Raw genomic sequence first — 23343 nt, 5'->3', positions numbered from 1 at the left:
TCTTAATTAATTACCAAGTGGAGTACTGTCTTCGCTATCAATAATGCCGTCATTGTCGGCATCTTGATCGGCTATTAAACCTGAGGCTGTTATGTCGTCTTCGCTTACATTTGGTAGGAAAAAGTTAGGAAGTCCGTCGTGATCGGTATCTACACTGGCAACTGCTTTTTCTCTAAAGTCATCACGGGCAGCTATTAAACTTGCCATTTCAGTATAAAGGTTGAGTTTATCTGCTGAGCCATTTACGCTATTTTCAATTAACGAAATTGCTTTAGCATTATCACCAAGAAGCACATGAGCAGAAACTAAGTCCATCATATTACTTTGTAATGCGGTGTCTGAAAGCGCAGTAATGCGTTCCTCTAAAGTATTAATTAACGTAGACGTTGGTGCTTTAAATCCTTGGTATTTAGCTTCATAGTCATTAATGTTTTGAGCATTAGCCCCCATAGATGACAACGCACTGTAAATAGTGAAATACCCAGTTTTAGGCGCTTCAATATCTAAAATATACTCTTTTAAAAGCTCAACTAGATCGGTTAATTGGTTGCTATCAAACTCTGAAATTAAAGGCGTAATTTCTTCAACCGATAAAGTAAATGTGTCTAATGCTTGTGTTGAATAACCCGCATCAATCATAAAACCAAGTGTTTCTAAGCGGTTCTCAAAGCGATCTTCAGGGGTTTCTAGTTCTGATATATGGTTAAGTAATTGCGTATATATAGCTGGGATACCATCTGTTGAGCCAGATCGAGTTAGCGTCATTATTACATTGCTATGAACTGAAATTTGGCTGCTAGATGAGAGTGTTTGTAGCTCACCGCTTTGTAGTTTTTCGAGCATAGTAATGCACTTTTCAGCTTGAACTTTTTCATCCATACCAACGCGACCGCTTATTTCAACAAAAGCAGAGCAGCCTCTAAAACCAGTAAGATACGTTGCATAACTCTCGGCTTGTATGTACTCATCTGAAATAAGTAAGTCACCGGCATAATTCATTACTTGTTGAGCTAAATCATTTCGATTAAATTGGCTCAAAATAAGTGCAGTACCAGGTAAGTTTGTAGTATCGGTTAACCCCTGAAATAGCACGTTATATTCATCTTTATCTTTAAAAGGTTGAGCAACTTCATCGAGTACTGTTGTTGCATCTTCGCCTGCTAATAAACGCTGCGCCACAATAAATGAAACCATTGAGCGTTGTGCAAATGATTGCTCCCACTCAGATGTAATTAGTTCATATGCAGGGTTTTGAGTTGTGTCGTACAGCGCCTCGATAAGTGTAGCCAAATTACTTAGTGCATACGGGTAGTAGCTAAGAGTTGCTTGTGAATAAGGTGAGGCAGCATAATTATAATTACTATCGAAATTAGTAATACCATAAAGAGCGAGTGCTTTATTAGTATATTCACGTGCAAGTTCTAACTGATTAGTTTGTAATAAAAACTCTGCCGACCATGCTAAATATAATATACGAGAGCGGTGAGTTGGCTCTCCTTTATAATCACCATTTTTTGCTATTACGTAGCCTGTTTTATTACTTAATTGAGCGAACGATTTAGCGAATAACTTTGCAGTTTCTAAGTTTTCAGTAGTGGGTGTCGCTGCATATGATTCAAGAGTTGAGCTTGCAGCACTTGAAAATGCAGTAATAAAGTACCCAAATGTAGTTGTAAACTCATCCTGTGCTGCGTTTAATGCATAGCCTTCAATTTGTTCAATTAAGCTAGTTGCTTGCGACAGTTGTAATGCATCTAAATAGTCTCGTGTAATAGTTAACAACCAAGATGCATCATTTCTGTCTATATTATCCAATCCTTTTTCAGCAAGGTATTGGTTATAAGATGTTAAAGCTAGCTCTCTATATTCTATAGCTTGCTCAGAGCGATTAATCGTATCCAGTGCACTGGCTACTTTTAAAAGCCCATCGGCATAGGCTGTTTGTTCATTAATCAGCGCTAAATACTCTTGTGCGGTAGTTAAAAAACCAGCGCGCGCATAAGCTGCAGCTTGAGTTTGATAAATACTATAACGAGATAGTTCATCGTTAATATTTTCTGTTATTAAATCGGCTTGTTTTAAATGAGACTTATCTGAGCTGTAGTAGTAGTTACGTTTGTCTTCATTTGTTACATAAGAGGGGCTAAGTGAAATAGTCGCAGTTAATGGCTCACTTATAATGCCGTCGGTATAACTAACGGTAAATTCATCATTTTGCGTAGTGAGTGTTTGTGCCTCATAGCTAAATTCACCAGTTTCACTATTTATAGATATTACACCACTACTTGGCGGTGTAAGTAGCGTAATGCTCACTGCATCACCATCAACATCACTAGTATTTATTTTACCTACACTTGTTGTTGAGGTAGTAAATGTAACATTAGTTGTTGAAATAGTAGGTTCATCATTAATGTTTTCAATAATAAAACGTACAACAACATCAGCGCTTAAACTGCCGTCACTTGCTGAAATAGTCGTGCTATCTTCACCAAAAAAATCAGCGTGTGGTGTGTAAGTAAATTCACCGTTAGCCTCTAATGTAATAATGCCGTTACTTGGCGATTGCGCCAAAGTATAACTAAGCGGGTCGTCGTCAGTGGCTGAAACCTGTCCTGAAAAAGCGGTATCTTCGTTAAGCGTAAAACTTAAATTTGATTGGGTAAATAATGGTGCACTGTTGCCCGAGCCGCTTCCACAACCTGCTAAAGCGAGTGCGCATAAAATAGGGGTAAATTTAATAAGTCTGTTCATTATTGTTAATATTAGAAGTTAATAATGTTGCGAATGATAACGCATATCAATTGTGTTTCACAGTTCGAAGTCGGTATTTATGTTAAAAATAAGAATGTTACCTTTAACTAATCAAGGGTTTAAAAAACAAAGAGACGTTAAAGTAGAAAGGTGTATAGCTAATGTAAATATTTTAAGTTCAGCTAAAAAGTACTCATATACTTAACTAATGAAAGCTTTTCTCATTATTAAATGTAGGAGCTGAACAAAATTACCACCTATAAAATAGCTTAAAATATGAGTTTGCATCGACTTAGTATTTTTAATAAATTTATTAATCAAAATTAAATAGGTTAATGCCATTTAACCTCTCCTTAACCCTCGACCGAATAAGCTATGTGCAATGGTATGAATTAGGCATAGTTAAATGGTTTATTTTAAAAAGCACTCAACCGGTTTGTTACTTGCACTTAGTTGCACGCTTGCTGCATGCAGTAGTCAGCCAAGCTATCAAGGTAATAGTACTGAGCAGTCGCTAAAGCAACATGCAAACTGGCAGTACACACAAAGTAACGCACAGCAAGTAAATTACATTACCGATTTGGTGGATATTGAAGGGCTTGATTCGCTTATTGAGCAAGCTGTTACTAATAATCCATCGTTTAATCAAGTGCATGTTGCATTAAAACTAGCTTATGCGCAGCGTGATGTAACCGCTGCAAGTCAGTGGTTTAGTGTAGATGCAGGATTTGACGCGCAGCGCAGTGAGACCGAAGGCACGCAATACAGCTCATCAGTAGGTATAAGCTGGGAAGCTGATATATGGCAAAAAATTGCTGACAACGTAGCCGCGCAAGATATGACTATTGCCAGTAACCAAGCTACTTATCAAGGTGCTAAAGACACATTAGTAGCGAGTGTTATTCGTACTTATTTAAATATTATTTTGCAGCAAAATTTACTCGATATAGAGCAACAACGTTTAGTTGTTTTACAAAATAATGAGCAAAGTATTGTAGAGCGCTACCAATATGGGTTAGGTGATTTAGAAGCGCTTGATACCGCCCGTACTAGCACGGCATCTACTCGCGCAACCATTGCCGATTATCAAGAACAAATAGCAAAAGCAAAGCGTGCTTTAATGCTAATTGTAGGCACTGATAAACTTCAAAACCTGCCAAGTAAATTAACACTGCCAAGCGTTATTGAGCCATTAAGTACATTACCAGAGCAAGATTTGGCACGCCGACCTGACTTACAAAGTGCCTATTACAACATTCAGGCAAAGCATTACTTGGTTGATGTATCGTACAAAGAGCTACTACCGAGTATTTCGCTTTCGGCATCACTGAGTGATTTAGCAAGCACGCCAAGCCAAGCATTATTAACTAGCCCTGTGTGGAGTTTATTGGGTAGTTTAAGTGCCCCTTTATTTGAAGGTGGAGCACTGCGTGCGCAAGTTGATATTGCAAAATTAAATGCCGAGCAAGCGTTTTGGGAATACCAAGATACACTGCTAAGTGCGGTAAACGAAGTTGAAAATGCACTCGGGCAGGAGCAATCATTAACCGAGCAACAACTGCAAATTAGCAATGCACTTGCCAGCGCTCAACGCAGCTTTAGTAACTATCAAAGTAAGTATCAACAAGGTTTGGTTGATATTTTAGATTTGCTAACAGTGCAACAAAAAGTATACGACCTGCAAGCCCAGCTTAGCCAAATAAACTACACCCTTTTAACTAACCGCATAGATTTAGGCCTCGCTTTGGGCCTTGGAGTATCGTCATGAAAATTTCGCCAACACCGGTTGTTGTAACGCTTGTTGCTATTGTTTGTATAGGGCTTGCTATTATGTATAACGGTCAAAAAATGGCTGAACAAGCAAATAGCCCACAACCTGCCGCTATTAAAGCTATTGCCCCAAATGTATCGGTAATTAATGCAGCTCCGAGCACTTATCAGGCTTATGTTAGTGGGCATGGTGAAGCTAAAGCGCATTGGTCACTTAGCTTAAAAGCACAAGTTAAAGGCGAAGTAACCAGTATGAGCGAGCAATTTGCGACCGGTAACTTAATAACTAAAGGGCAGGTGTTTGCACAAATAGATAATACAGAATACTTACAGGCCCTAGCTAGCGCAAAAGCAACATTGGCTGATGCAAAACTAGCACTGCAAGAAGAACAAGATTTAGGTGAGCAGGCAAAACGTGAATGGGATCGCTCAGGCGTTACGCAAGCACCAAGCTCGCCGCTTGTATTTAGAACGCTGCAATTAGAAGCCGCGCAAGCTACGCTCGATAAAGCACAATATGCACTTAAAACCGCACTGCGTGATGTAAATAACACCCAGTTAAGTGCACCATTTGACGCTGTTATTTTATCGCGCGATATAGATTTAGGTACTTATGTAGGTATTGGCGATACGCTTGCCACGCTAAACAGTACCGACAAAATAGAAATAACCGTGCCGCTTTCATTAAGCCAGTGGCAAAACCTAGCAAATAATAAATCAGGCGAGGTTATTTTAACTGATGTAACCACCAATACTAAATGGAATGGTTATATTGCACGTTTTGAGCAACACCTTGATGATAGCTCACGTCAGCGCAGCGTAATTGTTGCCTTAGATAAACCCTTTGAGCAAGCAGCGCCGTTACTGCCTGGCACATTTTTAGCGGTAGAAATTGCCGGTAAGCAGTTAAGTAACGTAATAAAACTACCTGCTTCTGCCGTATCTCAAGATGGTTCAATTTGGTACGTAAATGATCAAAACAACTTAGTAAGCATACAAGCCAATAAAGTATTTGAGCGTGGTGATTACGTATATATTTCGCCAGTTGCAGAGCAAAGTACTTTAAAAGTAGTAACGCGCCCATTAGTAAGTTACCTAAGCGATATGAAAGTAAATCCAATTGTTGAGGAGATACAATAATGAGCCCTCATCAAGCACCTCAATCACCCAGTAATAATAATCCGCTGCACGGTATTATTAACTGGTTTGCAAATAACTCTGTTGCCGCTAACCTATTGTTAGTTAGTGTGATTGTAATGGGGGTTATGTCGCTTTCGACTTTACGTAAAGAGGCATTTCCGAGTTTAGAGCCGGATATTATTTCGGTGTCGGTGGTTTACGACAGTGGTGATGCATTGCAAGCCGAAGAAGGAATAGCGTTAAAAATTGAAGAAGCGCTCGAAACCGTATCAGGTATTAAACGTATTACCTCTACATCCGATGCTAGCGGCAGCCATGTAAGCATTGAAAAAAGTACTGATTACTCACTCGATGAGTTACTTGTTGACGTTAAAAACCAAGTTGACGCTATTAATAACTTTCCGGCAGATGCTGAGCAACCTGTTATTGATAAAGCCCGTAGGCAAGATCATGCATTAACGCTGCAACTTTTTGGGGATGCCGATCGCCATACATTACAAAACCTGGGCGAAAAACTTAAAGCCGATTTATTAGCGCAATCAGGTATTAGCGACGTAGCGCAGTCGGGTGTGATTGACCCGATGATGTCCATAGAAATCGACGAAGGTAAACTCCAAGCCTATGGCTTAACCATTAGTGACATAAGTGAGGTGATTAATAACGAGTCATCAAGCCCGCTTTCGACTAGTTTACGCGATAGTAGTAAAATTATACGCTTAAAAGCCGCTGACCAAGCTTACTGGCAGCGCGACTTTGCCAATATTGTATTGCTAACAACCGCATCAGGCACACAAATTAAGTTAGGCGATGTAGCAACCGTTACCGACTCATTTGCCGAAGATAGCAACTCATTAAGCCGTTATAACCAACAAAATGCCGTAGGCGTTGAAATTTTAATGGGCGATAACAGCGATATAACTACCATTGTTGAGCAAGCTAATAGCGTAATAGATAAATGGCACGAAAGCGGTTTATTACCTCAAAACGTAGAGCTTGAAAGCTGGCACGACAAAAGCACCATGATCACCGATCGTTTATCGCTACTTACTAAAAATGCCGTGACCGGTATTATTATGGTGTTTGTAATACTTGCCATATTTTTAAACGTACGCGTAGCGCTGTGGGTGGCTGGTGGCTTGCCGTTTGTATTTTTTGGTACGCTTTATTTTATGACCGATGGCTACACCGCACTGACCATAAACGAAATGACCACCTTTGGCTTTATTATGGCGCTGGGTATAGTGGTAGACGATGCCGTTGTTGTAGGCGAGAGTATTTACACCACACGTAAAAAACATGGCGATACATTAAATAATACAGTTTTAGGCACCATGAAGGTTGCTGTGCCAACAATATTTGGGGTGTTAACCACGGTGGCTGCGTTTGTGGCGCTTTCGAATGTATCAGGTAACTTAGGTAAAATTTACTCTCAATTTGCTACCGTAGTAACTATTTGTTTACTGCTTTCAGTTGTTGAATCAAAACTTATTTTACCATCGCATTTAGCCCACATTAGTACTAAACGCCAAGTTAAAAAAGGCTTAGGGGGTCTGTGGTCAAAAATACAACATGGTGCTGATAGTGGCTTAAGCTGGTTTAGCAAAAACATTTACTGCAAGGTTATTGAATTTTCACTGCGCTTTAGATACGCCGTAGTGGCTGCGTTTATCGCCTTTTTTATACTGGTTATTGGCATGCCAATGACAGGCACAGTTAAAGTTGGTTTTTTCCCAAGTATTGCAGGCGACACCGTAACAGCCAATTTAGTTATGCAAAACGACGCAGCCTATGGGCAAACAAACACAAATTTACTAACGCTAGAGCAAAGTGCATTACAAGCTGAGCAAAACTTAATGACTAAGTTGAGCTCTGACAAAAGCGAAATAACCAGCCTTCAAGTTGTTAGCAGTAGCGACACCAGCGGTGAAGTAAGTGTTGAGCTATTAAACGAAGGCGCTTTTACAGCAAGCGAATTTGCTCAAGAGTGGCAGCGCGTAGCAGGTAGCCTTGAGGGCAGTAAAAAATTACAAATATTAGCCACGCGTAAAATGGTCGATAACTTTAAAGTTGAGCTTAAAGCGTGGGACGACGAAACCGTAATGGCGGCGGGCGCACTATTTAAGGAGCGCTTACAAAATACCGCAGGCGTTAACGGAATAGACGACAATTTAAATCCCGGTCAACCACAGTTAAAATTTACACTAAGCGCGCAAGGTCGCGCCCTAGGTATGGATACTGCGAGCTTATCAAAGCAAGTACTGCAAGCCTTTGGCGGCGCAATTGTACAGCGTTATCAACGTAATAAAGACGAAGTTAAAGTACGTGTACGCTACCCAGAAGATGCTCGTAAAACACCTGCCGATATAATGCAGTCGCGTATTCGCCTGCCTGATGGCACCGTTGTACCGCTAGTTAACGTAGCCACAATTAGCAGTGAATATCAGCAAGATGAAATAACCCGCATTGATGGACTACGTGCAATTTATTTAAGCGCCCAAGTAGATAAAAACGTGATTGCTCCAAACGAGTTAGTTGCTAATTTAAAGCGCGACTTAATTCCAGAGTTAACACAGCAATTTCCTAATTTAAGTGTGTATTTTGCAGGAGAGGCAGAACAACAAAGCGAAACCACCAGTTCAATGAGCACTATGTTTGTAGCGGCTTTATTAGTGATTTACGTGCTGCTGGCTATTCCGCTTAAATCGTACATTCAACCTGTACTAATCATGGTGGCAATTCCGTTTGGTATTGTGGGCGCTATTTTAGGGCATTGGTGGAACGACTTAACCATTAGTATATTGTCGTTAAATGGTATTTTGGCGCTCAGTGGGGTAGTTGTAAACGACAGCCTATTACTTGTTTCGCGCTTTAACGAACTAGTAAAAGAGGAGGGCATGAGCACACACGATGCCATAGTTGAGTCGTGTACGAGTCGTTTGCGTGCGGTATTACTTACCTCAATTACAACTTACGCAGGCTTAGTGCCGCTACTTAGCGAAACCTCAATGCAGGCACAGTTTTTAATCCCTGCTGCGGCATCACTTGGCTACGGTATTTTGTTTGCCACGGTTATTACCTTAATACTTATACCGGCATTATTGATGATTCAAACCGATGCTAAACGCGGTATTGATGCTGTGCTAAAATCGCTAGGTGCTAAAAATAAAACGCAGGAAACAGCCTCTTAATGATAAACGTACTACTGGTTGAAGACGACATAGACTTGGCAACCACCATTGTTGATTATCTCGAAATTGAGTCAATAGAGTGTGACCATGCAAGCAATGGCGTAATGGGTTTAAATTTAATAGAACGTAATCAATATCAAATGATTATATTAGATGTAAACATGCCCAAAATGGACGGTTTAACCATGTGTAAAACATTGCGTGAGCAAGGCATTGATATACCAGTATTAATGCTGACAGCGCGCGATAGCCTCGACAATAAGCTTGAGGGGTTTGCAGCCGGTAGTGACGACTATTTAGTAAAACCATTTGCCATGAAAGAGCTAGTAGCGCGGGTTCAAGTATTAGCAAAGCGTAAAAGTGGTGAGGTAAAGCGACTTACATTTGCTAACTTAACACTTAATTTAACCGCGCATACAGCAACAGTGGCAGCGCACAGTTTAAAGTTATCACCCATTACTTTTAAGTTATTAGAAGTGCTTGTACGAGAGCAGCAAAAACCGGTAACCCGACAAGTAATTATGCAAGCAATATGGGGCGACGATCAGCCAGACAGCAATAGCTTAAAAGTGCATATTCATCATTTGCGTAAACAGCTAGAGCAAGCGCATTGCCAAGCCGTACTAGAAACAATACCCAGTGTAGGGTTTGCGCTAAAATTAAAAAATGAGACACAAGCATGAAAATTAGACCCAGCCTGAGGTTGTATTTTTTTGCCACCATGGTGCTTTTAAGTTCATTAATGGCAATTGGCTTTTCGTTTTTAAGTGTTAATTATTTTATTGATGGCTTAGACCGAGGGTTAAACGGAGTTATGTTTGAGCTTTCGCAAACCACTGAGATTGAAGATGGGCAGCCAAAAAATATTGTTGGATTTAATGTGGCGAGCCGTTGGGAAGACATGCCAGAAATAATACAGCAAAAATTTGAAGTAGCGCCAAATGAAGCAGGTGTACTACAAAAAGTGAAAGATAATACCTCATTGTTTACTATGCCTGCAGACTTGTTTTTTGTTGTTTACTATCAAAACCCAAATGGCGAGGCGCGTTATATATCGCGCATTATGCTTGAAAAAGATCGCCCTAAAAGAATGGGAAGTGTAAAACCAATACACCGCATGACATTGATAGCCATTACTGGTTTTGCAGCCATTGCCTTATTTACCTTCTTTTTGTTTATGGTAATGAAAAAAATAGCTAAGCCAGTAGAGTCACTACGTGGTTGGGCTAAGTCGTTAAATCAAAAGAATTTACAAAACACGCCGCCCGACTTTACCTATAACGAACTAAATACCTTGGCAACGTTAATACGCAGTAGCTTGCTTTCTGCTCACGACAGCCTTGAGCGAGAACAGCGCTTTTTAAGTTATGCGAGCCACGAGTTACGTACACCAATTTCGGTTATTCGCAGCAACGTTGAGTTACTTAACCGTTTAAGCGAAAAAGCGCCTTTAAGCGATAAACAACACCTTACACTGCAGCGAATAGAGCGCGCCGGTTTAACCATGAGCGATTTAACCGAGACGTTATTGTGGCTTAGCAGAAATGACGACCAGCAAAGTTCACCAGAGCCTGTAAACCTAGCCGTTAAAATAACGACCTTGGGTAACGAACTCGATTATTTACTCAATTCAAAACAAGTTGATGTACTTATAAATACCGATAACCACAGTACGACTATTAGTACCGAAGCCACCGCATGCCACATAGTGCTTACAAATTTGATACGCAATGCGTATCAGCATACGCAACAAGGGCAAGTGCGTATTACTCAACAAGGTAGCCGCGTGATTATAGTAAATAGCAGCGCACAAACTGATACGTCACACGTTACTAATAGCGCAAATAAGCCTGCTAACATTGGCTACGGTTTAGGGTTGGAGTTAAGCGAAAAAATAATAAAACGACACGGTTGGGTATACGAAGTAAACGACATGCCAGGGCGTTATGAAGTGGTGGTCGATTTTAGTTAATAGACTTTTTTAATACTTAGATTTGAAATATAAAAACCGCGCTAGGACATTGTAAAGGTGGTTTATATGGCGTTTGACGTCTATTTAACTAATTAATAGGTACATTGGTACTGCGTTAAATACGCCAATACCAATGCTTATAATATTGAGTTTAGAGCTCAGAGCTTAGTCCACTGAGTTCAAACTTATAAATCGCTGCGCCAACCCATACCAGACTCTTCCATTAAACGCTCGTACACGCCTTCTATGTTAAGCGGTAACCATGCATCAAACTGTTTAAAGTCACTAAATTGGTCTAACTTTATATTTTTTTAATTTCGTCAAGTGTATTACCGGCTAAAACGCCTGCGGTTACTTGGCTATATAAAAGCTCTAAGTAACTTAAGTAACGCGCTACATCAGCCTTGCTGCCAATATCGGCATGTCCGCCCACAAAAGTACCAAAGTCATATTTGAGTACCGCTTGGGTTGAGTTAATCATGCCTTGAATGTCGTAACTCCACAGTTTTTGCCACGGCATTCTGCCAATAACAATCCAATCAACCACAAACAAGGTTTTTTGCTTTTCGAACAATACACTAACCGAACCACGACCATCGTTTGGACCATGGTAGTTAAGCTTTACTGTTGAATTACCAAGGGTAAGTAGTAGCTCGTTATCAAAAGTAAGGCTGGGCATTACCGTTTTCATTTGTGTGTTTTTAATATCTTGCGCGGCGAGTTTATGCGCTACAAAAGTGGTGTGCGGGCTTTTAAATACCTCGGCGCCGTAAATATGATCGCTGTGATTATGGCTGTAAATTACATATTTTATCGGTACGTTATAGCGAGTTTTAATTTGCTCGTTTAACCAGGTGGCGGCTTTTTTATTAAGCGGGTCGGTAACAATTGCGCCCTCAGGAGTGATTAAAAATACTGAGCGGTGTCGGTCGTCTATAAAGCGGTGTAAGCCATCGCCTAAGTCTTCAATCTCAAAGGCTTGTGTGGCAAAGCCTATAAATAACAAGGCTGTAGTTAATAGTTTTTGTAGCAAGCGGGGCATACACCATTCCTTTTAAAATTGATTAAATTAATAACGCTATTAAAAGAAGAAAGCGCAAAGTCGCAAAAAATTTCAGTGATTGGTTTAATTAAAGCTTAAAACTTAAAACTTAAAACTTAAAACTTAAAACTAAACCTAAACTTAAGTAAAAGGATCAAATATAAGGATGAAATAAAAAGCCATTATAAAAATGGCTTTAGATAGGTTGGTTGGGTTTATCTTTGTGTTAGTTGTTGGTTTATTTCTTCAAAGATACTCGCGTCGTCTATGGTTGAAGGTATTTGTAGCTCTTCGCCATCAACCAGTTGGCGCAAATTTTTACGCAGTATTTTACCCGAGCGTGTTTTGGGCAACCTATCTACGCTAACTATATTTTTAAGGCACGCAATAGCGCCAATCTGATTACGAACACTTAAAACAAGCGCTTGTTCTACGTCGGTACTTGAGCCCATAAAATCATTTTTAAGCACAATCATTCCCATAGGGAGTTGTCCTTTAAGAGGATCGTTTACACCAAAAACAGCGCATTCGGCAACGGCGGGGTGCGCAGCTACTATTTCTTCCATTTCACCGGTAGAAAGCCTATGTCCTGCTACATTTATAACGTCGTCGGTTCTGCCCATAATAAATAGGTAGCCGTCTTCATCAATATAACCGCCATCGCCAGATAAATAATAACCTTCGTATTCATTTAGGTAGCTTGCTTTAAAACGAGCGGTATCTTGCCAAATGGTTGGAAGGCAACCTGGCGGAAGAGGCAGTTTAATTACCACGGCGCCTTGCTCGTTAGCTGCGCATTCATTGCCATCCATATCCAATATTCGCACGTCAAAACCTGGAGTAGGGACGGTAGAGCTGCCAGGTTTTGTTGCTAAGTACTCAAGCCCTACAGGGTTACACGCAATAGCCCAGCCGGTTTCGGTTTGCCACCAATGATCGAGCACTGGCAGTTTGGTTTTTTCTTTAAGCCACTCGTAAGTGGGAGGGTCTAACCGCTCGCCGGCTAAAAACAAACGTTTTAAGCTAGAGGTATCGTATTGATTAAAACCGTCGGCATTTGGGTCTTCTTTTTTAATTGCTCTAAATGCGGTGGGGGCACTAAATAATGCATTTACTTTATATTCTTCAACTACGCGCCAAAATGCACTAGCGTCGGGTGTTTTAACCGGTTTACCTTCATATAATACGGTCGCGCAGCGATACATTAGCGGCGCGTAAACTATATAAGAGTGCCCAACTACCCAGCCAATGTCAGACGCTGCCCAAAATACGTCGCCGGGCTTCATACCATAAACGGTTGCCATGCTGTATTGCATTGCCACTGCGTGACCGCCATTTTCGCGCACTACGCCTTTGGGTGTGCCTGTCGTGCCTGAGGTATATAAAATATAAAGCGGATCGTTACCATTTACAGGCACCGGATCTGCGATTGCAGCTGTTTGCATTGCCTGAGTCCAATCTATGTCTCGTTTAGGCTTAAGACTGGCGGTTACTTGTGGGCGCTGATAAATAACGCAGTGTTCTACTTTGTGCGAAGCTAAGTCTATTGCGTTATCAATAAGTGGTTTGTATTCAATAACGCTGTTTACTTCAACACCGCATGAGGCGCTAAGTATAAGTTTGGGCTTGGCATCATCAATGCGTACAGCCAATTCGTGTGCAGCAAACCCACCAAATACCACCGAATGAATAGCACCAAGGCGAGCACACGCCAACATACCAATAACCGCTTGTGGGATCATTGGCATATAAATAACAACGCGGTCGCCTTTTGTAACACCTAACGATTGTATTACGCCTGCAAATTTAGCAACTTCTTGTTGTAGTTGTGAGTAGCTATAAGTTTGCTTTGTATTAGTGACTGGAGAGTCGTAAATCAGTGCAGTTTGCTTGCCAAATCCGGCAATAACGTGTTGGTCTAGCGCTAAAAAACTGGTGTTTAATTGCCCGTCGCTAAACCAATGATAAAGCCCGTCGTCGTCTTGTGTGTATGCTTTTGTGGGGGTTTTATACCACGGAATATTTTTACTTTGTTCGAGCCAAAATTGGGCTGGGTTTTGCTTAAAGGCATTATATTGCTGTTTATATTTGCCTGACATGTAAGGCTCCTAAAGCTAAATTTGTGTGTGAGAGACCTTACAAAATGTAGGCTTTTTTTAGCAAGCAAGCTATTCGACCTTGGTCGGTTAAAAGTTAATCAACACACTGGTTTTAAAAATACAAAATTGACAATACAAAGCGTGTGGTTCAGCATGGCGGGCAGTAAAAATAAGAGAAAATACGATATGAGTAACGTAGTAAGAGTTGGTGTGGCGGTTATCATAAAGCATCAAAACACAATTTTACTAGGTGAGCGCATTGGCGCGCATGGTGCTAATACATGGGCAACACCTGGTGGGCATTTAGAGTTTGGTGAAAGTGTTGAGCAATGTGCAATACGAGAAGTGTTTGAAGAAACAGGTTTAAAGGTAAGTAAAATTACTAAGCTTGATTTTACCAATGATATTTTTACAGCAGAGAGCAAACACTATATTACGTTGTATGTAAAAGCTGACTTTGAAGGCGGAGAGCCTGAACTTAAAGAGCCTAATAAATGTTTAAAGTGGCGCTGGTGCGATATTAATAATCTACCAACGCCACTGTTTACATCACTAAAAAATTACTTATCTGAGGCTGTACTAGCCTAGTTATTTTGTTGGCGGTGTCGCTGGACTTAACTCTAGTTTACTAAAGCTTACTTGAGCGTAATCGCCATTTTGTTTATCTGTAGACCAATCGCCAGTACCTAAACAACCTGGGTACCAAATACCTTTCGCGCTTTTAGTACTACATTGGTTATAAGCGCCGGCTTTAAAGTAATGCCAATCTGCTGCGTAGCCATGTGGATGATCTTTTTCGTCCACTTTGCCATAAGCATCTACGTTATTACCTAAGTTAATAGAGTAGTTAACGTCTTCTTTGCCTTGTGCGCTAAATGTAAGGTGCATAACATTTTTATACACATTTACCGTGTAGCTAAATTCTTCACCTAGTGAAATACCGGCGTTGCCTGGCTCGTTAGGGTTTTCCCATGTATTACCCCAAACAGGGTAAGTAATGTCTGTACGGTCAGGATTCGTTTTAGCTAAGTTACGTTCGTAGTTCCAAAAAACTGAGCCTGTTTTGTGTCCTGGCCATTTTTTGTAATATATTTTAAGTGGCTCATTGCCCCAGCCATAACCAAGCTTGGTATCAATAAGTGCCTGATCTTTACCCGCGTGAATTTGTCCTACAACAACCGAGTAAGCTGCTTTTTTATCAGGATCAGTCGCACGTAGCGCAACGTGATCTACTTTTAATGTTGCTTCCATTTTTCCACCAACAGAGCCAAATCGGTCAGATAGCGGGTGAACAGCTAAAGCAAAATTGTTTTTAGAATGTTTAGTTTTAATTTTAGTATTTGATCCACGGATCATCTGTCTAAGTTCACTACGGGTATTAGTAGAGTTAGCACTTGTAAGCGCTTTATTAGGGGAGGTAAATACCATGTAGCCTTTTTCATCAAGGTAGAAAAAATCAGGGTGTGCGTAGGTTTGAATTTCTTCTACATCTATTTCATCAATTTTACCGTCGTTGTTTAAATCAACTGGTACATTTATTTTCCAGTGAGATAAATCAAACTTTGTTGCAGGTACTGGCGCATCGCTTTGCTGATTAGTGCTTTGGGTACTTGAACAAGCGGTAAAAAGTAAAGGGGTGATAACGGCTAAAGCCGTAAGTTTAAATGTGGATGTATTTTTTATCATTATTGTCTCTGTGTGATGAAGTAAAAATTGTGCGGTACAGGCATCGCTTAATCTCAATCTAGCATACCAATTTAACAATTAAAACTTACCAATTAGTAAAATTAAATATTTTTTAAATGATTTTTTTGTTATACCAATTTGGTTTGGGTGTTTTTTAACGGCTTTTATGGAAGTGTTTGCGGTATGTGTTTTTTATGTGCTTGGCTATTCATTTAGTGATGTATAACGTAGATTTTGGCGCTAAGGTGTAGTCTATTTTGGGGGGGAGGAGATTTTTAATTTTGTAGTTTGCTTTGCCGCGTTTAGCAAATAACTAAATAACCACTGCCAATAACTAATGTCGGGCTTTAACTATGGTTAGTGCTGCAAGTTAGTCGTGTTTGGTAATAAAAGTTGCCACTTGTTTAAAATGGCATGGTATTCACCATTTTCTTTAATGTTACTTAATGCGTCAGAGAGTGCTTTAGCTGTTTTAGGATTAAGTTGATTACTTGCTGCAAAATTAAGTGAGGAGGGAAGATCGCTTAAATGAATTCGTTTTGTTATTAGGCTAGGATCGAGTCCTAGGCTTTTTAGCTCGTTATTAAGTGTAAGTGTATTAGTTACTACAAAGTCGATCCGGTTTTTATAAAGCATTTGCCAAAGTTGATTATAGTAACTGACCAGTATTAAATTGTTATTTTCGGTAAAGCCTTTTTGTTTTAAGTAGGCTTCGCTCAGGTAGCCACGAATGGTTGCTACTTTATACTCTTTAGCAAAATTTAAGTGAACAACTTCATCTACATGGCTTTTTAAGCTAATTAAATAAGCATCTGCAAAATACACTTCGCCTAACCACGTATATTTATTAATCCGCTCTGGGGTTTTTAACAAAGACAACATTATGGCGTTGGTATTTGTTTTATGCTCCTTAAAAACGCGGGCCATAGGCATTATTTCAAAATTAGCGGTTAAGTTTGTTTGCTTCACAACTGCTTTGGCAATGTCGACTAAAGCGCCGCTTACTTCACCTTGCTGATTTTTAAAGTGATAAGGAGGAAGGTCTTCAGCTATAAAAGTAACCGAATCGGCGTTACACAGGGGGCTATATAAAATAAATACAAAAGCACTTAATAAAACACGAAAAAACATAAAAAATCTTTTAAAGCAATAATACACCTAGTGTAGAGAGTATTAACTAAAACATATATATATTATGTTTATATAACGTAAATAATTTGCATTTACTTGGCTGTACTTGCTGTTTTGTATTTTATAAATTGTAATGGCGAGCATTTATGCCAGCGTAAAAAAGCTCGATTAAAAGAGCTTTGATCTTTAAATCCTAAAATATTAGATAAATCAGCAAGTGGCATGCTGGCTATTAATGTATCTGCACGTTTTTTACGTTCTTTTTCAAGTAGCTGAGCAAAGGTTAAGTCTTGTTGTTTTAAGCGTCGTTGTAGCGTTCGGGGTGTTAAATTAAGCGCATCAGCTATGCCTATTAGGTTGCAGTTTTGCAAGGTAGTTTTAGCTGTAAGTAACTGATTAACTTTATCGTCAATACACTGCTGGCTTTTAAAGTTAGAGAGTTGCTGCTCTGACAATTGCTTAAAAGTAGAATTAATAATGGCGTTATCGGTTTTAAAGGGCAGCGTTAAATAATGGCTCGGAAAGCTAATTTGATTATATTCAGCACTGCTTTTTACAGGGCATTTAAACCATGATTCAAGGGCGCGCCTTTGCGATGGCAACCAATTATAAGTGAAACTAATACTACTTGGCGAAAGCGTTAAATTTATTAACTGGCGAATTACACTTACCCACGCGGTCATGTTTCGTAAAACAACATGCTCATTACAACTTTGATGAGCAATCCAACGAATAGTTGCTGTATCAGTATTTAGTTCAAACTTGGCTTTACCAATATCAGCCACCAAGCTGTCGTAGCTTAACAATGCTTTAATGGCACTGCTTAAGTTATCGCTTGATTCAATTAAGTAACCTAAAACGCCGTAGTCAGCAGTGCGAATTTGCTGACCTAGGGTAAAACCAAAAAGAGGATCGTTAAGTGTTTTCTTGCCATAAACTAATAAAGCATTGTAACTATTTAAACTAATACGCGGCGCTAATTGATGGGTACGTTGATTACTAAATTCGTCAAAGCTAATAGCGTGCAAAGCCGTTTTAGTACTAATGCCTTGCGCTTGTAAGTAATCAAGAATACTTGAAAAGTAATGATCAGCCAATGTGTGCATTTGTCATCTAAAGCTAAAAAACAGTCGTGTATTAGCAAGTTTGCCACGTTAAATTTTTATATGCTAGTTGAATGCCTAATAACCTCTTGCTGTAAAAATGATACTTATAACAATAAAACAAACGCTTAATGCACAGCCAAAACAAATAATAAGCACACTGTTGGATCATCAACAGTTGCATCGATTTTTTAATGCCAAATTTACGCTGCTACAAGCACAAGACGAAGGGCAAATAGAAGGCGGAAAAGGATCTGTTAGGCAAGTGAAAATAGGTAAAATAACGTTTTCAGAGCAAATAATCAGTGCCGATCAAAATCAGATCAGTTACCAAATAGTAGGCGATAAACCAGTAGCTAATCATCGAGGCGATATATACCTCACTGCAAATAAAGACATCAATACTTTAGTTACCGAACTTAACTATTGCATAAGCTGCTCAGCTCCATGGTGGATGCCAAATGCATTACTTAAATATGTTATTACAAAAGATATAACCCAAGCGTTAAACAATTTAAATAATTATTTTTTGGCGGGTAAAGCATGAACTCAGAAATTATTTTACTCGCTCTGAGCCCATTATTTTTGATATTTGTTTGCTCTGAGTTTATTAAGTTTAAGCGCTATTACGACATAAAAGATAGCCTAGCAAATACAGTGTTAGCGCTATTACACCAAGGCGCAGATGCTATTGCGTTACTGCTGTTAATGCCTTTATTTAATTGGTTGTATGACTATAGATTGTTTGATATTGAAGTGAGTGTATTAAGTATTGCATTTGCATTTTTACTGCAAGATTTTTTGTATTATTGGTTTCATAAAGCATCGCATCATATTCATTGGTTGTGGGCTGCACATGTGGTGCACCATAGCTCAACTAAAATGAATTTCACCACCGCATTTAGGCAAAGCTTAATGTACCCCGTAGCCGGTATGTGGGTGTTTTGGCTACCTATGATTTTAATTGGATTTGAACCGCTAACAGTATTTAGCGTGGTTGCATTAAATTTGGCGTATCAATTTTTTGTACATACTCAAATAGTGGGTAAGTTAGGCTGGTTTGAAAAAGTATTTAATACGCCTTCGCATCACCGAGTTCATCACGCAATAAATGCAGGTTACCTTGATAAAAACTTTGCAGGTGTACTTATTATTTGGGATAAGTTATTTGGCACCTTTGTAGAAGAAGATAAATCAAAGCCTTGTAAATACGGCATTATAGGGCAGCTTAATAGCAATAACCCAGTCGTTATTACGTTTCATCAGTGGGAGCACTTATTGAAAAGTGTTTATAAGGCATCGGGAATAAAAGCTAAATGTAGAGTACTATTTGGCTACCCTACAAGTAGCATTAAATATAAATAATATTGAAAAAGTTAAAAGTTAAAAGTTAAAAGTAAAACTGCATAGCTAAACTCATTGATGAATTATGGCTATGCCATTGAGCATGCTGTACTTTGCTGCGCAGCGATACATTGCGAGAAACAGCGTAATTCCATGTTATAGCTATTTCGCTGTGCTTACTTGCTGCGTTATCAGTTAGCCATAATATATTGCCAGTCAAAGCGAGTTTATGCTTATTGTTTATTTGCCAAATTACACCGGCTTCGCTGCCTATTCCAGTACTAAGTCGGTCGGTTATATCGCCTGTATTTAGCTCAAATTGACCAAGAATATAGCCGTGCAGATTATTAGGATCGCCATAAGATTTACCATAACCTCCTTTTGTAAAAAAGCGGCCTAAACGTTTATTGTCACTTGGTTGTCGGTCAAAGCCCATTTTAAAGTTCCACGACCAGCTATCAAATACGCGGTTATCGGGTGCAAGCGACATAGCATCTAATAAGTAAAAATGTTCAATATCTGCATTTCCTTCGTCAGTAATAGCGGCTTCCAAATCAAAAAAACTAATTTGTGCACCCGCTATAAAACCTTCAGGCCTATCTAGTAAGTCATGATACGCAAGCCTATAACCAAAATTTGTAAGGTTTGCTTGGTTATTATTTTGTACCCTACCTAGCGATACTTTAGAAGAACCATGACCTTGCTCTGGGGAAGCAATAGGGCGGTTTGGCTTAGTAAATGGCGAAGCTACATTATATTTGCTGCGCATTAGGAGTAGCTTAGTTAGTCGCGGGGCAATTTCTTCACGATTTAACGCTTTATCGTAAAATTCAAAATTTAACCATTCATACGCCATTTCTAATATAGCGACTAATTGCGACTGTGAGTAATTACGAGTATTGAGGGAGCCACCTTGCATTAACTCTCTTGCATCATCAAGTTGTTCGTCAGTCATTTGAGTAGAGTAATGGTATAGCTTAGTGCCAAAAGCAGGGCGGTAATTAGGTGTTTGTAATAAGTTGTTATTTCTTAGTACTGCAACGGTATCTGATGGAATAGCTTGCATATTAAATGACGATGTTAAATCAAGGTCCTCTTGTGCAAGTTGTAATAATGCAAGTAATTGGTAAGAGCAGTTTTCATCAATAAAAAAGTAATCGAATGTAGCTAATTGTAGCTCCCACAAGTGCAATAAAATAAGCTCTACCTGTAGCTCTGATAAATTAAGTTTGTATTCCCAAATATCACGAGATTCTAAATCATTATATTCGCGTACTTTTTTATAGTACGGCATAAGCGAAAACTTACCTGGGTAGCTGCCAATCAAGCCTTTTAGTGCATACATAGCTGCGTTATCTGAGCCGTCTGGCTCTGCTGCAAAATTAACTGCGAATGCGAGCAACTCTTTATGGCGAGTCTGATCTTTTGCATCAATACGAAGTAAAGTGTGGCCAAACATTGATGATGGGCTATTCATAAATGCAGTTGGAAAAACTAACGTAACCCCTTTAGGGTTTATTATTTTTTGCCACGCCTGTAGTTCTGGGCAATTAAGTTCGGGCCAGTTATTTTTAATTTTTGTTTTTAGCCATTTATAACGTGCAGGAAACTGACAACGATATTGTGATGTTTTTGGGTCAGTATTTTTACCACTAAATGCAGCTATAGTGGCTTTAAGCTCGTCATATGGGCTTGTTTTACCTGTAGGAGATAAAAAAAACTCAGCACTGTCTACTTCACTTTTCCAATCACCTAATGTGGCCAAGCGGTAGTGACCTAATTTAAGCCAGTAAGGGTGTGTTGCTAATGTATTTGTTTCAATACTTTGAGCGTTTGAGTAAGTACTAAAAAGAGCGAGCAGTAAACCAAATAATATTTTTTTCATAATCACTAAATTACAAAAGCCGCTAGAGAAATACTCCAGCGGCTTTATTTATACGTATAAAACCGGCTAATTTAGCTGATTAAGAAAGAGTATAAGAAGCAAGTTGTGCGTTACTTGCAAGAACAGTGTTTAGGTTTTCTAAAACTGTTTGTGAAGTTACGTTTTCAGAAGTAAATACTGAAGAAAACTGTGCTTGAGCAAGCTTATTGAACGCTGCTTTATCTTGATCTGCAACACCCCAAGCTTCAGCTAGAGTAGCTAAAGTTTCGCCTTCACCTTTTGACATATCACGAGCAAGTTGCTCCATGTTACCGTCAATGAATAAAGCGATTTTTTCTGAAGAAGTTACTGTACCAGTACCATCACAACCAAGAGTACCAAAAGTGATACCAAAAGTTTGGTTACCAGATGTACCATTTGTTGTAGCGCCTAAAATTTTAACGCCTTTACCTTGCTGACCAGCAAATAACATAGAACCAAGACCACAACCAATATCTTGGTCAGCCATTGCGTTTGAGAAAGGAAGTAAAGATAGAGCTGCTACTGCGATTAGTTTTTTCATTTTCATAAATCCATATATGATTGTCTTTATTTAGGGTAAATAAAGTTCGCGGAAGATTCTAACAGACTTGCAGAAAAAAGGAACAGGCTAAAACATGAATATTTTACACTCTAATTTTTAAATATATTAAAGTTAATGTCAGGATAAAAATCAGCCTAGTTTCCACTTTTTATTGAACTGGTGGCGTTTTTTTACTTCTTGGGGCACCTAATAAAATACAAGTATGGCAAATACATACAGATAAAAATGCACTAATACCCAATGCACCGCCATAGCCGTCAAGTTTTGGTACAAGGAATTCAAATAAGATTGAAAACAAAATAGATGAGCTTGCTACAGTATAAATACCAAATCGATGTGGGGCGCTCATACCTATGAATGTGCCGCCAAAAAATACAATTGCGTATAAATCGGGGTTCAAATTTAAGGCGCTAAAAATTAAATAAGCAATAATAGAAAGTGAAGACGACGCTCTAACCCCGTCAAAGCGACTATGCTTAGCTAAATAAAATGTTAAAAAAGCCCCAAGCAGTACAAGTAATGGATATTCAATACTCATAATACAATTCCTTTGGCTAATACAAAAAGTGCCACGCTTGCAAAAGCTACGCTGCCAAGCTTGCCACCAAAACCTGTAAACATATTCATAGTAAGCACATACAAACTTGAGCCAATAAGCGAAATAATAGCAATTTCCCAGTAACTGGTAATTAAATGAGTTGAACACATACCTGCAAAGCTACCAGCATAAATTGCAGCATACGGATGGTTTTTATAACGCGCAGGAAAAGGAATAAACGAGCCAATAAGCCCCGTTAGCGCAGCAGAAATCACTAAAGGTAATGCAAAAGTAGTGTGCATAGCAAAGCAAGCTACAAAGCCTAAAAAGAAAGTGATGAATTTTAAAAGTAAGAATTTAATCATAGCGGCGCATTTTAAACTAATCCTTTTGCGCTTTCTAATACTCTCTAACAAATAAATGTTATAAGTAATTACAAACTTTAAAAGCGTGTTTTTTAAACGGCTTTTAGGTATTAAATATGCTTAATAGTGCCGCTGTTAATGTTCTATAAATCACAAGTTATGTATAATGGCGATAATTTAATGTATTAAAGTGTTAACCAAGGGTTATTTATGTCTAACTGTTTACATCTGGCTATTCCGGCTGGCGATTTAAAAGTGGCTAAAGCGTTTTATTGTGACGTACTAGGCTGTAAAACGGGTAACAGTGAAGAAGGTCGCTGGGTAGATATAGATTTTTGGGGTAATGAACTTACCTTGCACCAGAGTGTTGAGCGCTTACCAACAGTTCGCCATGATGTAGATATGGGAGCTGTGGCAGTACCTCACTTTGGGATTCACCTATCTGAAGATGAATTTAACGGGTTAAAAATACGTATTGAAGATGCGGGTATTGAATACTTAGATAAACCATATCGCCGATTTATTGGTGATGAGTTTGAGCAAGAAACGTTTTTTATTGAAGATCCAAATGGCAATGTGCTTGAAATGAAAACCATGGTAAATCCAGAGGTTTTATTTAAAAAAGTATAAATGCTGTTGTTTAAGTTAAGCTAAAAAACCACTTTAATAAGCTGTCTCTTATACACAAATCCCTGCTAAGAAATTAGCGGGGATTTTTTTGAACTAAATCTCAATGTCATGATCAG

At 39.1% G+C, this 23343-nt stretch carries 18 protein-coding genes and 1 pseudogene; 9 read left to right on the top strand and 10 right to left on the bottom strand.

The window, feature by feature from the left end; translation table 11 throughout:
• Positions 1–6: 6 nt before the first annotated feature.
• Entirely contained in the window at positions 7–2751 is a 2745-nt protein-coding gene (locus I6F54_RS16075) for an Ig-like domain-containing protein (RefSeq protein ID WP_197142273.1), read from the bottom strand.
• Positions 2752–3157: 406 nt separating this feature from the next.
• On the opposite strand from I6F54_RS16075, the gene I6F54_RS16070 reads away from it, so the two are divergent.
• Genes I6F54_RS16070 through I6F54_RS16050 form a run of 5 tightly spaced genes read left to right on the top strand, consistent with a single transcriptional unit; the run spans position 3158 to position 10821 of the window.
• The gene (locus I6F54_RS16070) at positions 3158–4519 is read left to right on the top strand and encodes a TolC family protein (RefSeq protein WP_197142272.1); all 1362 of its coding nucleotides are present in this window, start codon (positions 3158–3160) and stop codon (positions 4517–4519) included.
• Positions 4516–5661, top strand: a complete 1146-nt coding sequence (locus I6F54_RS16065) for an efflux RND transporter periplasmic adaptor subunit (protein ID WP_197142271.1) — start codon at positions 4516–4518, stop codon at positions 5659–5661. Before I6F54_RS16070 ends, I6F54_RS16065 begins: the two co-directional genes overlap by 4 nt.
• The gene (locus tag I6F54_RS16060; protein ID WP_197142269.1) at positions 5661–8849 is read left to right on the top strand and encodes an efflux RND transporter permease subunit; all 3189 of its coding nucleotides are present in this window, start codon (positions 5661–5663) and stop codon (positions 8847–8849) included. The genes I6F54_RS16065 and I6F54_RS16060 overlap by 1 nt, the downstream gene beginning before the upstream one ends.
• Positions 8849–9532: a response regulator transcription factor gene (locus I6F54_RS16055; RefSeq protein WP_169045092.1), complete on the top strand. Its 684-nt coding sequence runs from the start codon at positions 8849–8851 to the stop codon at positions 9530–9532. Before I6F54_RS16060 ends, I6F54_RS16055 begins: the two co-directional genes overlap by 1 nt.
• Entirely contained in the window at positions 9529–10821 is a 1293-nt protein-coding gene (locus I6F54_RS16050) for a sensor histidine kinase (protein ID WP_197142267.1), read from the top strand. The genes I6F54_RS16055 and I6F54_RS16050 overlap by 4 nt, the downstream gene beginning before the upstream one ends.
• 185 nt (positions 10822–11006) lie before the next feature.
• Here the strand turns inward: I6F54_RS16050 and I6F54_RS16045 are convergent.
• Both I6F54_RS16045 and I6F54_RS16040 read right to left on the bottom strand, forming a co-directional pair.
• Positions 11007–11863, bottom strand: a pseudogene (locus I6F54_RS16045) (MBL fold metallo-hydrolase).
• A gap of 215 nt (positions 11864–12078) precedes the next feature.
• Positions 12079–13962: a propionyl-CoA synthetase gene (locus tag I6F54_RS16040; RefSeq protein ID WP_197142265.1), complete on the bottom strand. Its 1884-nt coding sequence runs from the start codon at positions 13960–13962 to the stop codon at positions 12079–12081.
• A gap of 186 nt (positions 13963–14148) precedes the next feature.
• Here I6F54_RS16040 and I6F54_RS16035 point away from each other — a divergent pair, with 186 nt between their 5' ends.
• Positions 14149–14550, top strand: a complete 402-nt coding sequence (locus tag I6F54_RS16035) for a nucleotide triphosphate diphosphatase NUDT15 (RefSeq protein WP_165727319.1) — start codon at positions 14149–14151, stop codon at positions 14548–14550.
• Here the strand turns inward: I6F54_RS16035 and I6F54_RS16030 are convergent, their stop codons facing one another.
• The 3 genes from I6F54_RS16030 to I6F54_RS16020 form a co-directional block, all read right to left on the bottom strand.
• Positions 14551–15648 (bottom strand): polysaccharide lyase family 7 protein, encoded by a 1098-nt coding sequence (locus tag I6F54_RS16030; protein WP_165742133.1) that lies wholly within the window; start codon positions 15646–15648, stop codon positions 14551–14553. It abuts the gene before it with no gap.
• Positions 15649–16005: 357 nt separating this feature from the next.
• Positions 16006–16779: a substrate-binding periplasmic protein gene (locus tag I6F54_RS16025; RefSeq protein ID WP_197142263.1), complete on the bottom strand. Its 774-nt coding sequence runs from the start codon at positions 16777–16779 to the stop codon at positions 16006–16008.
• A gap of 92 nt (positions 16780–16871) precedes the next feature.
• Complete coding sequence (locus I6F54_RS16020; RefSeq protein ID WP_197142261.1) at positions 16872–17885, bottom strand: AraC family transcriptional regulator; 1014 nt, start codon at positions 17883–17885, stop codon at positions 16872–16874.
• 97 nt (positions 17886–17982) lie between these two features.
• Here I6F54_RS16020 and I6F54_RS16015 point away from each other — a divergent pair, with 97 nt between their 5' ends.
• On the top strand, positions 17983–18429 hold the full coding sequence (locus tag I6F54_RS16015) for an SRPBCC family protein (protein ID WP_165741396.1): 447 nt from the start codon (positions 17983–17985) through the stop codon (positions 18427–18429).
• Positions 18426–19247, top strand: coding sequence for a sterol desaturase family protein (locus I6F54_RS16010; protein ID WP_165727284.1), 822 nt, complete (start codon positions 18426–18428; stop codon positions 19245–19247). Before I6F54_RS16015 ends, I6F54_RS16010 begins: the two co-directional genes overlap by 4 nt.
• Positions 19248–19272: 25 nt before the next feature.
• Here I6F54_RS16010 and I6F54_RS16005 read toward each other — a convergent pair whose 3' ends face one another.
• The 4 genes from I6F54_RS16005 to I6F54_RS15990 all read right to left on the bottom strand — a co-directional run bounded on the left by I6F54_RS16005 (position 19273) and on the right by I6F54_RS15990 (position 22534).
• Positions 19273–21111 carry an Lnb N-terminal periplasmic domain-containing protein gene (locus I6F54_RS16005; protein ID WP_165727285.1) on the bottom strand — a complete coding sequence of 613 codons (1839 nt, stop codon included), beginning with the start codon at positions 21109–21111 and terminating at the stop codon, positions 19273–19275.
• 79 nt (positions 21112–21190) lie between these two features.
• Entirely contained in the window at positions 21191–21673 is a 483-nt protein-coding gene (locus I6F54_RS16000; protein ID WP_024589733.1) for a DUF3015 domain-containing protein, read from the bottom strand.
• Between the two features lie 169 nt (positions 21674–21842).
• Positions 21843–22232: a hypothetical protein gene (locus I6F54_RS15995; protein WP_165727286.1), complete on the bottom strand. Its 390-nt coding sequence runs from the start codon at positions 22230–22232 to the stop codon at positions 21843–21845.
• Positions 22229–22534, bottom strand: coding sequence for a hypothetical protein (locus I6F54_RS15990; protein WP_002962854.1), 306 nt, complete (start codon positions 22532–22534; stop codon positions 22229–22231). The genes I6F54_RS15995 and I6F54_RS15990 overlap by 4 nt, the downstream gene beginning before the upstream one ends.
• Before the next feature lie 273 nt (positions 22535–22807).
• On the opposite strand from I6F54_RS15990, the gene I6F54_RS15985 reads away from it, so the two are divergent.
• A complete protein-coding gene (locus I6F54_RS15985) occupies positions 22808–23227 on the top strand; it encodes a VOC family protein (RefSeq protein WP_007587216.1) in 420 nt (139 codons plus the stop codon).
• Positions 23228–23343: the final 116 nt, after the last annotated feature.

This window comes from Pseudoalteromonas sp. SWXJZ10B (assembly GCF_015864475.1).
In the GTDB taxonomy this organism is placed as follows: domain Bacteria; phylum Pseudomonadota; class Gammaproteobacteria; order Enterobacterales; family Alteromonadaceae; genus Pseudoalteromonas; species Pseudoalteromonas arctica.
This window is presented reverse-complemented; position numbering and strand designations above follow the sequence as displayed.